Origin of the sequence: Pseudomonas citronellolis (assembly GCF_029335315.1) — a bacterium.
GTDB classification, from domain to species: domain Bacteria; phylum Pseudomonadota; class Gammaproteobacteria; order Pseudomonadales; family Pseudomonadaceae; genus Pseudomonas; species Pseudomonas citronellolis_A.
Genome location: NZ_JARJLT010000300.1, coordinates 16,327 through 29,623 on the forward strand (window position 1 = coordinate 16,327; position 13,297 = coordinate 29,623).

12 protein-coding genes are annotated in these 13,297 nt (G+C 62.7%); 10 read left to right on the forward strand and 2 right to left on the reverse strand.

The annotated features are described in order from the left end of the window. The first annotated feature begins 6 nt into the window (after positions 1-6). From pseB to pseI, 6 genes are read left to right on the forward strand one after another with little or no spacing between them, the layout of a single operon-like run. On the forward strand, positions 7-1,005 hold the full coding sequence (gene pseB / locus P3W75_RS22695; protein WP_276229563.1) for a UDP-N-acetylglucosamine 4,6-dehydratase (inverting): 999 nt from the start codon (positions 7-9) through the stop codon (positions 1,003-1,005). A 3-nt stretch (positions 1,006-1,008) separates the two neighbouring features. Then, positions 1,009-2,169: a UDP-4-amino-4,6-dideoxy-N-acetyl-beta-L-altrosamine transaminase gene (gene pseC, locus P3W75_RS22700; RefSeq protein ID WP_276229564.1), complete on the forward strand. Its 1,161-nt coding sequence runs from the start codon at positions 1,009-1,011 to the stop codon at positions 2,167-2,169. Next, positions 2,166-2,867, forward strand: a complete 702-nt coding sequence (gene pseF, locus P3W75_RS22705; RefSeq protein WP_276229565.1) for a pseudaminic acid cytidylyltransferase — start codon at positions 2,166-2,168, stop codon at positions 2,865-2,867. The genes pseC and pseF overlap by 4 nt, the downstream gene beginning before the upstream one ends. Beyond that, entirely contained in the window at positions 2,864-3,964 is a 1,101-nt protein-coding gene (pseG, locus tag P3W75_RS22710; RefSeq protein WP_276229566.1) for a UDP-2,4-diacetamido-2,4,6-trideoxy-beta-L-altropyranose hydrolase, read from the forward strand. Before pseF ends, pseG begins: the two co-directional genes overlap by 4 nt. A gap of 4 nt (positions 3,965-3,968) precedes the next feature. After that, on the forward strand, positions 3,969-4,517 hold the full coding sequence (gene pseH / locus P3W75_RS22715) for a UDP-4-amino-4,6-dideoxy-N-acetyl-beta-L-altrosamine N-acetyltransferase (protein WP_276229567.1): 549 nt from the start codon (positions 3,969-3,971) through the stop codon (positions 4,515-4,517). Then, positions 4,504-5,568, forward strand: coding sequence for a pseudaminic acid synthase (gene pseI, locus P3W75_RS22720; protein ID WP_276229568.1), 1,065 nt, complete (start codon positions 4,504-4,506; stop codon positions 5,566-5,568). Before pseH ends, pseI begins: the two co-directional genes overlap by 14 nt. Positions 5,569-5,587: 19 nt before the next feature. Here the strand turns inward: pseI and P3W75_RS22725 are convergent, their stop codons facing one another. Then, positions 5,588-6,637: a glycosyltransferase family 2 protein gene (locus tag P3W75_RS22725; protein WP_346429865.1), complete on the reverse strand. Its 1,050-nt coding sequence runs from the start codon at positions 6,635-6,637 to the stop codon at positions 5,588-5,590. A 347-nt stretch (positions 6,638-6,984) separates the two neighbouring features. Here P3W75_RS22725 and P3W75_RS22730 point away from each other — a divergent pair, with 347 nt between their 5' ends. Next, entirely contained in the window at positions 6,985-8,376 is a 1,392-nt protein-coding gene (locus tag P3W75_RS22730) for a hypothetical protein (RefSeq protein ID WP_276229569.1), read from the forward strand. 1 nt (position 8,377) lies between these two features. Here the strand turns inward: P3W75_RS22730 and P3W75_RS22735 are convergent, their stop codons facing one another. Continuing rightward, a complete protein-coding gene (locus P3W75_RS22735; RefSeq protein WP_276229570.1) occupies positions 8,378-9,025 on the reverse strand; it encodes a phosphotransferase in 648 nt (215 codons plus the stop codon). A gap of 99 nt (positions 9,026-9,124) precedes the next feature. On the opposite strand from P3W75_RS22735, the gene msbA reads away from it, so the two are divergent. From msbA to P3W75_RS22750, 3 genes are all read left to right on the forward strand, one after another. Beyond that, on the forward strand, positions 9,125-10,945 hold the full coding sequence (msbA, locus tag P3W75_RS22740; protein ID WP_276229571.1) for a lipid A export permease/ATP-binding protein MsbA: 1,821 nt from the start codon (positions 9,125-9,127) through the stop codon (positions 10,943-10,945). A gap of 2 nt (positions 10,946-10,947) precedes the next feature. After that, the gene (locus tag P3W75_RS22745; RefSeq protein WP_430765404.1) at positions 10,948-11,850 is read left to right on the forward strand and encodes a GNAT family N-acetyltransferase; all 903 of its coding nucleotides are present in this window, start codon (positions 10,948-10,950) and stop codon (positions 11,848-11,850) included. A gap of 137 nt (positions 11,851-11,987) precedes the next feature. Then, the coding region (locus P3W75_RS22750; protein ID WP_276229572.1) for a PIG-L deacetylase family protein at positions 11,988-13,297 on the forward strand (1,310 nt) is incomplete at its 3' end.

Consider the following 13,297-nt stretch of genomic DNA (forward strand, 5'->3'; position numbering starts at 1 on the left):
CTTCCTATGCTCAGCAACAAGACCATCCTGGTCACCGGTGGTACCGGCTCTTTCGGCAATACCTTCGTCCCCATGACGCTGGCGAAGTACAACCCGAAGAAGATCATCATCTTCTCCCGGGATGAAATGAAGCAGTGGGATATGGCGAAGAAGTTCCAGGGTGATAGCCGGGTTCGCTTCTTCATCGGCGACGTGCGCGACAAGGATCGCCTGTATCGCGCCCTCGACGGCGTCGACTACGTGGTCCACGCGGCGGCCACCAAGATCGTTCCCACCGCCGAGTACAATCCCTTCGAGTGCGTCAAGACCAACGTCATGGGCGCCATGAACCTGATCGATGCCTGCATCGACAAGGGCGTCAAGCGTGTAGTGGCCCTGTCCACCGACAAGGCCAGCAGCCCGATCAACCTGTACGGTGCTACCAAGCTTGCATCGGACAAGCTCTTCGTCGCGGGCAACTCGTATTCGGGCGGCCACGACACCCGTTTCGCGGTGGTGCGCTATGGCAACGTCATGGGCTCGCGCGGTTCGGTGATCCCGTTCTTCATGTCGATCAAGGACAGTGGCGTGCTGCCCATCACCGACGATCGCATGACCCGCTTCATGATCTCCCTCGAGGAAGGCGTGGAACTGGTCTGGCATGCCTTCGAGGACATGGTCGGTGGTGAGATCTACGTGAAGAAGATCCCGTCGATGAAGGTCACCGACCTGGCGCGTGTGGTTGCGCCGGATGCCCGCCAGGAAATCGTTGGCATTCGTCCCGGCGAGAAGCTCCACGAGCAGATGATCAGCGCCGAGGACGCTTACTACACCTACGAGTATCCCGAGCATTTCAAGATCCTGCCGACCATCCATGGTTGGGCCACTTGCGAGAAGCGCATCAAGGACGGCAAGAAGGTTCCCGAGGGCTTCGTCTACGCCAGCGACAACAATTCGCAGTGGATGGCCGATGCCGAGCTGCAAGCCTGGATCCAGGCCAATCGCGAAAAGATCGGGAGCATTTGACGCATGATCCCCTACGGTCGCCAGGAGATTACCCAGGCTGATATCGACCAGGTCGTGGAGGTACTGAACTCGGATTTCCTGACCCAGGGTCCGATGGTGCCGCGCTTCGAGCAGGCCGTCGCGCAGCACGTCGGTGCGGCCCACGCACTGGCCGTGAACAGCGCCACCTCCGCCCTGCATCTGGCATGCCTGGCGCTAGGTCTTGGGCCTGGCGACCGCTTGTGGACGAGCCCCGTTACCTTCGTCGCTTCGGCTAACTGTGGTCTCTACTGTGGTGCGAGCGTCGACTTCGTCGACATCGACCCGCGAACCTACAACCTCTGCCCTCAGGCCCTGGAGCGCAAGTTGCAGCAGGCCGAGGTCGAAGGGACGCTGCCGAAGGTCGTGGTGCCCGTACACCTGTGCGGGCAGCCGTGCGATATGGCGGCCATCCATGCGCTGTCGGTGCGTTATGGCTTCCGGATCATCGAAGACGCGTCTCACGCGATCGGCGGAAAGTATCGTGGCGAGTTCATTGGCAACTGTCGCTACAGTGATATCACGGTGTTCAGTTTCCATCCGGTCAAGATCATCACCACCGCCGAAGGCGGCATGGCGCTGACCAACGATGCGGAGCTGGCCGGACGCATGGCGCTGCTGCGCAGTCATGGGATTACCCGCGATCCCGCGCAGATGACCCACGCCGCCGACGGTCCCTGGTACTACCAGCAGATCGACCTCGGTTTCAATTACCGGATGACCGAGCTACAGGCCGCCTTGGGCGTCAGCCAGATGGCTCGGCTGGATCAGTACGTGGCTCGACGCCATGAGTTGGCCAGGCGCTACGACGAACTGCTGGCCAAACTGCCGCTGGTCACGCCTTGGCAGCATCCCGATGGATACTCCGGCCTTCATCTTTATGTGGTCCGGCTCGATCTGGCGCGGATCAACCGAAGTCATCGCGACGTATTTGAGGCGCTGCGGGCTCAGGGCATTGGCGTCAATCTGCACTACATTCCGGTGCATACGCAGCCCTATTACCGCGCCCTTGGATTCCGCGATGGCGATTATCCCGAGGCTGAACGTTACTACGCGGAGGCGATCAGTCTGCCTATGTACCAGGGGCTGGCTGATGCACAGCAGGATGAGGTGGTGCGGGCTCTGCTTAATGCGGTAGCCGAATGAAGCTCGCGATCATTCCCGCTCGCGGCGGAAGCAAACGAATTCCGGGTAAGAACATTCGTTTGTTCTGTGGCAAGCCAATGATTGTCTGGTCCATCGAGGCGGCCCGGCAGAGTGGATGCTTCGACGAGGTGGCCGTTTCCACCGACGATCCACGCATCGCGGCCATCGCAAGGGAGCATGGTGCTCACGTGCCTTTCCTGCGTCCTTCCGAGTTGGCCGGTGACCACAGTGGAACATTACCTGTCATTCAACACGCCATAGATTGGTACGAACGCAACGGCACAGCGCCAGAGCTTGTGTGCTGTATCTACGCTACTGCTCCTTTCCTTCGTCCTGCCGACCTTCAGAAAGGTCGAGAGGTTCTTGAGGTTGGAGGGGCTGAATATGCGTTCTCCGTTACCAGCTACCCGTTCCCTATACAACGCGCACTTCGCCTCACCGGCGCACAGCGTGTCGAAATGTTTACTCCGGAGCATTTCTCCACGCGTTCTCAGGATTTGGAAGAGGCCTTCCATGACGCTGGGCAGTTCTACTGGGGGCGTACTCAGGCCTGGAAACAGGGGGTGCCGATCTTCTCATCCGCCTCGGCGCCGGTAGTACTGCCGCGATTCCGGGTACAGGATATCGATACGCAGGAGGACTGGGTGCAGGCGGAGTGGATGTTCAAGGCCATGCAGGCCTCCGGCACTGAGCTGTGAAAGTCGTATTCCGCGTCGACGCTTCATTGCTGATGGGCAGCGGCCACGTAATGCGCTGCCTGACTCTTGCCGATGTACTGCGAGCAGCAGGCGTCGACTGTCATTTCATTTCCCGCGAGCACCCTGGGCACTTGTTTGCACAGATTATCCAGCGTGGACACGGCATCAGCATGCTTCCTGCCGGTAGTGACAGTTGCGACGAAGAGGTATCGGGGCCTGTTCATGCACGTTGGCTGGGTGTTGGCTGGGCGGATGACGCCAAGCAGACCTGTGAGGCTCTTGTCGATCTGGGAGCCGACTGGCTCGTGGTCGACCATTACGCCATCGATGCTCGCTGGGAACGAATTGTGTCCGGCGTCTGCCGCAACATGATGGTGATCGATGATCTTGCGGATAGGGCGCACGAGTGCGACCTGCTACTGGATCAGAACCTGGGGCAAACAGCGCAGGCCTATGAAGCACTTGTCCCTGCTCGCTGCACGGTATTGGCGGGCGCCCAGTTCGCCCTGCTCCGTCCCGAGTTCGCCGAACTCAGGGCGGAAAGTCTCTTCCGCAGGGCTCAGGCCCAAGGTGCATTGAGAGATATCCTGGTGACGATGGGAGGGGTCGACGCCGCGAACGCGTCGTCCTACGTTCTACGAGCCTTGGCCGGTGTTGTTTCGCCTGAGATGCGTATCACCGTAGTAATGGGCGCTACGGCGCCATGGCTTGCCGAAGTTCGCCAGCTTGTGGACGGGCTGCCATGTACCGCAGAGGTGCTGGTAAATACCACTGAGATGGCCAAACTTATGAAAGAAAGCGATCTGGCCATCGGTGCTGCGGGTTCGACATCCTGGGAGCGTTGCTGCATGGGGTTGCCAACGCTGATGGTAGTCGTCGCCGACAACCAGAGGGTTGCCGGTAGAAGAATTGAAGAGACCGGAGCCGCCGTTAGTTTCAGCCTTGGTGACGAGCGATACCTGCAGGAGCTTGTCGTCAGACTAAAGGAGTCGCCTGCTGTATTGCAGGCTATGAGCCGGAGTGCGGCGGGCATAACTTCAGGGCAGGGCTGTTCGCTCGTGGTCGAGAAGCTATTCGAAATCCAGCGACGAGGCTGAAACAGTGAATATTGGAAAACTTCGGGACATCGAGGACCACGAACTGGAGCTGATGCTGTCGTGGCGGAATGCGCCGAATGTGCGGGCCAACATGTACACCCGTCACGAGATCACTCTCGAAGAGCATAAGAGCTGGTGGGAGCGAATTCGCCATGATCCGCGGCACCAGTACCGAATGTTCGAGGAGCAAGGCCTTCCTTTGGGAATCGTTGCTTTCGTCAACATCGACAAGCCCAATGGCCACTCTTCCTGGGCCTTCTACGCCTCCCCGGATGCGCCAAGAGGGACGGGCAGTAAAATGGAATTCCTCGCATTGGACTACGCGTTCGGCGCGCTAGCCTTGCACAAGTTGCATTGTGAAGTTCTGGACTTCAATACTGCGGTCATCAGCCTTCACAAGAAATTCGGTTTCGTGGTCGAGGGCGTCTTGCGCCAGCAGCATTTCGTCGATGGGCGCTATGCCGATATCTATAGCCTGGGCCTACTGCATGATGAGTGGGAGCAGCAGCGCCCTCTGCTGCAGAAGAAGCTCGAACTGCATGCAGGTAAATAACGTGAATCCATCTATCAGCATTACCGGTCGGGCCATCGGGCTCGACCATTCGCCCTACGTCATTGCAGAGCTTTCTGCCAACCACAACGGCAAGCTCGAAATTGCCATGCGCATTATCGAGGAGGCCAGGAAGGCCGGCGCCGACGCAGTGAAGCTGCAGACCTATACCGCGGACACCATTACGCTCGACTCGACTGCGGAAGAGTTCCAGATACGTGGCGGGCTGTGGGACGGCAAGACGCTGTACCAGCTGTACCGGGAGGCGCACATGCCCTGGGAGTGGCATGCGCCATTGTTCGAACATGCGCGCAAGGTCGGCATCACCATATTCAGCTCACCGTTCGACAATACGGCCGTCGATCTGCTCGAAGACCTCAACGCGCCGGCCTACAAGATCGCTTCGTTCGAAGCGGTGGATCTGCCGCTGATCCGCTATGTCGCCTCTACCGGCAAGCCGATGATCATTTCCACCGGGATGGCGGATGCGGAGGAAATCCAGGAGGCGGTCGATGCTGCGCTGGGTGGCGGGTGTCGAGAGCTGGCCATTCTGCATTGCGTCAGTGGCTACCCTGCGCCGGCCGAGGACTACAACCTGCGCACTATCGTCGATATGCGTGAGCGCTTCGGACTGGTCACCGGTCTGTCGGACCATACCCTCGACAACACCACGGCGATTGCCAGCGTTGCCCTGGGCGCTTCGATCATCGAAAAGCACTTCACCCTGGATCGCAGTGGCGGCGGCCCGGATGACAGTTTCTCGCTGGAGCCCGCCGAACTCGCGCAATTGTGCAGTGGCAGCCGGACCGCCTGGCAGTCCCTCGGGCAGGTGGACTACGGTCGAAAGTCGAGCGAGCAGGGTAACGTCCGATTCCGCCGTTCGCTGTACTTCGTGAAGGACCTGCAGGCGGGAGATGTCGTGACCGCTGATGCCATCCGCAGTGTGCGGCCAGGTTTTGGCGTTGCGCCGAAGCATCTCGACGAGGTGCTTGGGCGCAGGCTGCGCCGTGCGGTCAGTGCCACTACTCCCGTATCTTTCGACGTGCTGGAGTGATGGGGTGCGGCCCCTCCATCTAGCGGTGGGGTCGAATGCCTAGCCAGAGACGGATGGCCTTGCGGGTGTAGGGAAGCTTGAATATCGCCGTCCAGTCGTGTTGCAGGGCCATGCGGTAGAAACGCTTGGCGAAGGACACGTCATTCGCGAGGTAGGCTTCACGAAACAGCGACAGGCAGCGCTGGGTGAAATAAGCCCTGCTCAATGCCTGCCAGTCGCCGTCCAGGCGGTGGAATACCTCGTTCACCAGGTCGATACCGATTTCCTTCGAATGGCAGAACGTGTGGCGCAGGCTGTCGTCGTGCCGATGGATGATCGCCAGGGGGGCTGCGAGGGTCGTGCAGGGATAGCTGGCAAGTGCCTGGGCAAATACCGGTATGTCCTCCGCATTTCGAAAGTGCTCCGGATATAGCCCCTTGGTGAACACGTCCCGATGCATGACGCAGGCTCCGTTCGAGAGACTGATCGTCTTGTCTATCAGGTAGCCTCGCACCCGGTCGCTTCGTGAGTCTGGCAGCGCGCTAGGTATCCGTTCGGCGGTTCGATCATGGCTACGGATCAGGTAACCGCCAATGACCATGCGGGTTTCGGGGTGTTTCTGTAGATGCTGCCGCACCAGCGCCAGCGCACCGGGGGCCAGTTCGTCATCGGCGTCCAGGAAAATCAGGTAGTCGCCGGTTGCTTCGGCTACCCCTCGGTTGCGGGTCGAGGCCGGTCCGCCATTGTCTTTGCGCAGGTAGCGCAGTGCGGCGCTGCCGCCGAGCAAAGCCTGGACTACTGCCTCGGTGTTGTCGGTAGAACCGTCGTCGATTACCAGCAGTTCGCAGTCATTGTCGAGTTGGCCAACTACGGATTGCATGGCCCTGGTCAGCACATGGGCGTAGTTGTAAGTGGGAATTACCACGGAAATCCGCACCTGGGCGCGGCGGGGAGTGTCCTCGGGCATGTCGTACGCCGCCCCGAGCGGAGCCTGCGCTGCTGCGCCGTCATGCTTGCCAGAAAGGTCTGGAAAAGCAGGCGGCAACGCCATAACCCTATTCACAGGCTGATGCCCGAAAGCCTTGCTCACATACCGCTCCTTGCTTTTTGTCATAGAGGGAAAGCGCCTGCGCATTGAAACACTGTAGCCCTGCTGGCTGCTGTGATTGGGCCATCAGTGCCTGACGCGAAGGTGGGGCGGCCTCGTAATCCGGGGGCTAAGCCAATGAGTTGAATCTAGCCGAGCAATCATGCTTCTGCCGACGAATTCGCCCTGACGCGTAGCGGTTGATTCTTTGGCTCGAACTGTGCTGAATGCGGCCTTGCGTCGTTCGCTTTGGAAAGCAGCCAAACATGAGTAGTACCGCATTGAGGCAGTTGATCGGAAATTGGGGTAGTGATCGCCAGGTCTTGTGGGGGGTAGTGATAGGAAGTCTGTTGTTGTCGTATGTGGCAAACGCATTCAATCCGATCATCGCCCGTGATGCCGCGCTCTATCTGGATATCGGCAGGATTTATCTGGAAGACGGTTTGCAGGCCAGTCTTGGTCGTTTCGACTGGCCCTGGTTTCCGATCCTGATCGCCAAGCTGCATCAACTCTCTGGCGTGGACGCGGAGACTCTCGCAGCAGTGGTGTGCGAAACGTTCACTGCCTTGGCTTGCGTCCTTTGTGTCGACCTGGTCCGCCGTACAAGAAAGGAACTGCTGGTCTGGGCTGCGCTGGTGGTGCTGGCTGTTCCCGCTTTCAACGTCTACCGCGGCGACATTCTTCGCGAGAACGGTTTCTGGTGCTTCTCCATGCTGGCCCTCTGGGCCATGCAGGGCTGGGTGCTGTACCGGCGATTGGGTTATTTGCTGCTGGGCGTCCTGGGTGTGATGCTGGCCGCAGTGTTTCGCCTGGAGGCGGTTTATCTGTTGCTGGTGCTGCCGGTCTACTGTGTCCTGAGTGTAAAAGGGAGCAGGGCTCGGCGCGGGCTGATTATTGCGCTGGCCTTGGCTCTAGTGGGAGGTTTGGCGACGCTGCTGGTCTGGGCCCGTTCCTGCGGTTACTTGCCTCCGGGACGGGTAAGCGACTATGTAGCGCGCCTTGATGTAAAGATCCTGTTCGAGCGCTTCGAGCTGTTCGCCGGTCAACTGGGCCAGTTGATGCCGTTCGAATACGCTCGCGATGATGCAGGGCAGATTCTGTTCGCCGGGCTTTGTGTCTACCTGCTGCTCAAGCTGCTCAACATCCTGAACATCCTCGTTGTCCCCTGGTTGCTGGGGCTGCGCCGTGAGGAGGGTGGGAACCCATGGTTGCTGATGGACATCGCGCTGGTCGGGTACTGCCTGATCCTGCTGGTGTTCCTGGTCGACCACCTGTTCCTTTCCCTACGCTATGTGGTGTTTGCCGGCTTCCTCCTGGTGCCGCGTGTGGCCCGGGGGCTCCAGGTAATAGCGCAGGCGCGACCGCGCCTGAAAGGATGGCTGGTGGGCGCGTTGGTGCTGCTCGCGTTGACCAACGTTGTATCGACGTCGGCACCGAAGACCCAGGTGCGGGATGCCGGTGTCTGGATCGGTCAGCACCTGCCGCGCGACGCCCGCCTGTACATGGAGGACAATCGACTGGCCTATTTCGCCGGCTGGGGCTATGGCACCGAGACCCTGTTGCGCGATCAGGCGTTGGCGTTGACCGGGAGCAATGCCTACGAGTACTTCGCCCTGAGCGTGAAGCTCAAGCATCGTGATGAACTGGATGCCCTGCGGGCGAAAGGCCTGACACCCATCGCCGAGTTCCAGAACCGCAAGGGCGAGGCCTATGTCATCCTGCGCAGGGCTTCGCAGCCCTGAGTCAGGCTTCGCTGAAGATCTGCTCTAGTGCAGCCGGATCCCATTTGACCCGGCTGCACTGCAGGTATGCGCCCTTAATCGCCGCGGCGCCGTTGACCAGCAGCCACTGCCGATCCTCCGCATAACGCAGCATGTGCGCGAAATTGCGCTTGCGTTGTGCGCGGCTGAGGGCGCGGCGCTGGGTCTTCATGTCGGAGATGTCGATCAGGCCGAGCTTGCCTTCCGGGGTCTGCACCACGTTGCCCAGGTGCAGCGAGCGGAAGTACACGCCGCGCTCGTGCAGCTCGGCGATCAGCGCGCCGAGGCTGGCGCGCAGGCCGTCGTCGGCCTCGCCGGCGGCGATCAGCTGGCGCAGGGTGCGGCCGGGCAGCGGGTGGTAGTACACCGCGTCGCGGGCGATCTCGGCGATACGGTAGACCGCGATGACCTCGGGGCAGGGTATGCCCAGGCGGCGCAGGGCGTCGGCGTTGTCGGCGAAGCGCTGGGCGTAGGGGTAGAGCGCCGCCGAGGAAATCAGCCGCTTGCGCCGGAACAGCTTGATGAAGTCGCCGTCGGCCCGGCGCAGGACCTTGTCGCCGTGCTTGTCGGCCTCCAGCACCGTGGCGCCGGCGCGAAGCGTTTCATAGGCGGAAAGGTCGAGCTCTTGCATGGCGGGTACCTGGGCGGGGGCCGGCTATAGTAGCCCAGGCGCCGGGGGAGCGAGAGGCCTGTGTTATAATCGCCGGTCTTTTCAGCATGCGATTCCTTCATGACCGGCAAACCCTCCGCAGAGCCTTCGAGCCTGAAGATCTACTTCCGCCTGCTCTCCTACGTGCGGCCCTATTGGGGCATGTTCGCCCTGAGTATCGTCGGCTTCCTGATCTTCGCGGCTACCCAGCCGATGCTGGCCGGCATCCTCAAGTATTTCGTGGATGGCCTCTCTCATCCGGACGCCAAGCTGTTCCCCAACGCCCCCTGGGCCTGGCTGCGCGATCTTTCGCTGCTCTACGCCGTTCCGCTGCTGGTGGTGCTGATCGCCGTCTGGCAAGGCATCGGTTCGTTCCTGGGCAACTATTACATTGCCCGCGTGTCCCTCGGACTGGTGCATGACCTGCGGGTGGCGCTGTTCAACAACCTGCTGACCCTGCCCAACCGCTACTTCGACACCCACAACTCCGGGCACCTGATCTCGCGCATCACCTTCAACGTGACCATGGTCACCGGCGCCGCCACCGACGCCATCAAGGTGGTGATCCGCGAAGGCATGACCGTGGTGTTCCTGTTCCTCTCGCTGCTGTACATGAACTGGAAGCTGACCCTGGTGATGCTGGCGATCCTGCCGGTCATCGCCCTGATGGTGACCAGCGCCAGCCGCAAGTTCCGCAAGCAGAGCAAGAAGATCCAGGTGGCCATGGGTGATGTCACCCACGTCTCCTCCGAGACCATCCAGGGCTATCGCGTGGTCCGCAGCTTCGGCGGCGAGCCTTACGAGCGCGATCGCTTCCTCAAGGTCAGCAGTGAGAACACCAACAAGAACCTGCGCATGAACAAGACCTCGGCGATCTACACGCCGATGCTGCAGCTGGTGATCTACAGCGCCATGGCCGTGTTGCTCTACCTCGTGCTGCTGCTGCGTGGCGACGCCACCGTCGGCGACCTGGTCGCCTACATCTCCATGGCCGGCCTGCTGCCGAAGCCGATTCGCCAGCTCTCCGAAGTCAGCTCGACCATCCAGAAGGGTGTCGCCGGCGCCGAGAGCATCTTCGAGCAGCTCGACGAAGCGCCCGAGGTGGACACCGGCAGCGTGGAGAAAGAGCGCGTGCAGGGACGCCTGGAGGTGCAGAACCTCAGCTTCGTCTACCCGGGCACCGACAAGCGCGTGCTCAACGACCTCAACTTCAGTGTCGAGCCGGGGCAGATGGTCGCCCTGGTCGGCCGTTCCGGTAGCGGCAAGTCGACCCTGGCCAACCTGATCCCGCGCTTCTACGACCACGGCGAGGGCAAGATCCTCCTCGATGGCGTCGAGGTCGACGACTATCGCCTGAGCAACCTGCGTCAGCACATCTCGCTGGTCACCCAGCAGGTCAACCTGTTCAACGACAGCGTGCGCAACAACATCGCCTACGGCGCCCTGGCCGGCAAATCGGACAGCGCCGTGGAGAAAGCCGCGGACGACGCTTTCGCCCGCGAATTCATCGACCGCCTACCCGAAGGTTTCAATACCGAAGTCGGCGAGAACGGCGTGATGCTTTCCGGCGGCCAACGCCAGCGCCTGGCGATCGCCCGCGCGCTGCTCAAGGATGCCCCGGTGCTGATCCTCGACGAGGCCACCTCGGCGCTGGACACCGAGTCCGAGCGGCACATCCAGGCCGCCCTGGAGAAGGTCATGGAGGGCCGCACCACCTTGGTGATCGCGCACCGCCTGAGCACCATCGAGCGCGCCGACCTGATCCTGGTGATGGACCAGGGCCACATCGTCGAGCGAGGCACTCACGACGAGCTGATCGCCCTCAACGGCTACTACGCGCGCCTGCACGCCAGGCAGTTCGCCGACGAGCCGGCCGAGGACGGCGTCGGCGAGTCGGCCTGAACATGGCGTTGCTGAACCACCTGCGCGCTTTCCGCGAGCGCGGCTGGACCCCAATCGACGCCGCCGCCTACGCCGAAGCCTGGCAGCGCTTCGGCGGTAGCGTGGCGACCCATCCACAGGTGGTCGAACGCCTGGCCGCTCTCGCCGGCATCCCGGTGCGCTACCTGGGCTGGATCGCCGACGGCCAGCTGCGCGCCGCCATCCCGACCTGGGGCCGGCACCTGGCACTGTCCAAGGACGTGCTCAAGCGCGAAGGCAAGAAGGCGCTGTTCGACCTGGGCAACGCCGAGATCATTTTGCCGATCGCCGAGGGCGCGCGCGTGCCGCTGCGCCACCGGGTGCGCTACGTCTCCGAGCTGAACCGCGAGCAGGTCAGCGACCTGCGCCCGCAGGACGAGGCGCTGGCGATGAACCGCGCGCCGGCCGACTTCTCGAAGAAATTCCGCTACAACCAGCGTCGCGAGCAGCGCCTGCTGGAAGAGGCGGGTGGCGTGCTGCAGCCGATGGCCGAGCTGAGCCCGGCCGAGCAGGCGCGCATCTACGCCGATCTGTTCCAGCGTCGCTGGGACTTCGAAGTGCCGGGCAAGGCGCGCCTGGCCGAGGTCTTCGAGCTGATGCGCGAGTTCATGCGCGGCTCGCTGGTGCTGCTCGATGGCGAGCCGGTGGCGATCCAGATCCTCTACCGGGTCGAGTCGCCGAAGTGGATCAGCGTCGAATACATCAATGGCGGCGTGGCCCCGGAAAACCGCGAATTCAGCCCGGGCAGCGTGCTCAGTTTCGTCAACACCCAGCAGGCCTGGGCCGAGGCCGAGGCGCTGGGCAAGCCGCTACGCTATTCCTTCGGCCGCGCCGACCGCGAGTACAAGGACCGCTGGTGCCACAGGGTGCCGGTGTTCCAGGTCTGACGGCCCGCGCCGAAGCGCTTTTCGTAGGAGCGGACTCCGTCCGCGATAGCCGCGGGTTCCTTGCGATTCGCGGATAGAATCCGCTCCTACGGTTCGCCCCTCTCATTCGTCCGCAGCCACGAACCCGGAGAACGCCCATGAGCGCCCGCAAGCAGCAACTGCTCAAGGAACACCGCCGCAAGAAGCGTGTGGTGCTGCTGGTCGCCCTGCTGGCGCTGGTGTTGCTGGCGATTTTCGCGCCCTGGTGGAGCGTGCCGCTGGCCGTGCTACTGGGCTGGGTAGCCCACGAGGCGTGGTTCGCCGATCACCTGTTCTACTCGCCGCGCGACGACTACCGCTACGACTTCCCGGACAGCCAACTGAGCCTGGCCGCTTCGCTCGGTCCGCACGGCCTGCACGTCGCCACCGACGCCCTGCCCGAAGATTACGAGACCCTGCTGCTGCAGGTGCGCATCAAGGCCGGCTGGCTCGGCCGCTGGCTCGACCCGCAGGTGCTGATCGAGGGCACCGACGGTGTCGATCGCCAGGACTTCGAGCGTGGCGTGAGCGGCGTGCGCTACCTCAACCTGTCCGGCCAGGGCGCCTCCCTGCGCGCCGGGCACCTGCGCATTCGCGGCCGGCATTGCCGGCTGGACACCCAGGCCACCCTGCACGCCTTCCGCAACCCGGACTACGCCGAACGCCCGCTGATGGTCATCGCGCCCCACGCCGACGACGCCGAGCTGGCCGCCTTCGGCCTCTACAGCCGGGCCCCGGAGGTGAGCATCGTCACCCTGACCCAGGGCGAGATCGAGGCCGAGCACTACCAGCGCCTGGGCCTGGACCCGGCCGCCGCAGCGCGCCTGAAGGGCCGTCTGCGCACCTGGGACAGCCTGGCCGTGCCGCTCTGGGGTGGAGTGCCGGCCAGCCGCTGCGTGCAACTGGGCTACTACTGCCTGCAGCTGCCGGCGATGTGCGGCGAGCCGGAGAAGGGCTTCGGCTCGCGCGAGTCCGGGGAAAGCGACGTCCGCGCCATGCGCCGACACAACCCGCTGTCCCTGCCGGCCGATGCCGATGGTCTGCCCAGCTGGAACAACCTGGTGGCTGACCTGGCAGCGCTGCTCGAACATTTCCGCCCGGAGGTGCTGGTGACCCCGCACCCGCAGCTCGATCCCCACGCCGACCATGTGCACGCCACCCGCGCGCTGGAGGAGGCCATCCAGCGCAGCGCGTGGAAGCCGCAGACCCTGCTGTTCTACGCCAACCACCTGCACGACAACGACCGCTGGCCGATGGGCCCGGCCGAGGGCGGCGTGGCCCTGCCGCCGTGCATCGAGCCGCTGCCGGCCGACGGCCTGTGGAGCCCGGCGCTGGACGCCGACACGCGCATCGACAAGGCCCAGGCCCTGGCCATGCAGCATGACCTGCAGGTACCGCCGCCGGCCAAGAAGCGCCTGCGCCGGCTGAT

What these genes read in the sequence shown, in the direction of transcription:
- pseC (WP_276229564.1), top strand. Translation starts at nt 1,009, where the DNA reads ATGATCCCCTACGGTCGCCAGGAGATTACCCAGGCTGATATCGACCAG.
- msbA (WP_276229571.1), top strand. Translation starts at nt 9,125, where the DNA reads ATGACCGGCAAACCCTCCGCAGAGCCTTCGAGCCTGAAGATCTACTTC.
- pseF (WP_276229565.1), top strand. Translation starts at nt 2,166, where the DNA reads ATGAAGCTCGCGATCATTCCCGCTCGCGGCGGAAGCAAACGAATTCCG.
- pseI (WP_276229568.1), top strand. Translation starts at nt 4,504, where the DNA reads ATGCAGGTAAATAACGTGAATCCATCTATCAGCATTACCGGTCGGGCC.
- P3W75_RS22735 (WP_276229570.1), bottom strand. Translation starts at nt 9,025, where the DNA reads ATGCAAGAGCTCGACCTTTCCGCCTATGAAACGCTTCGCGCCGGCGCC.
- pseB (WP_276229563.1), top strand. Translation starts at nt 7, where the DNA reads ATGCTCAGCAACAAGACCATCCTGGTCACCGGTGGTACCGGCTCTTTC.
- P3W75_RS22745 (WP_430765404.1), top strand. Translation starts at nt 10,948, where the DNA reads ATGGCGTTGCTGAACCACCTGCGCGCTTTCCGCGAGCGCGGCTGGACC.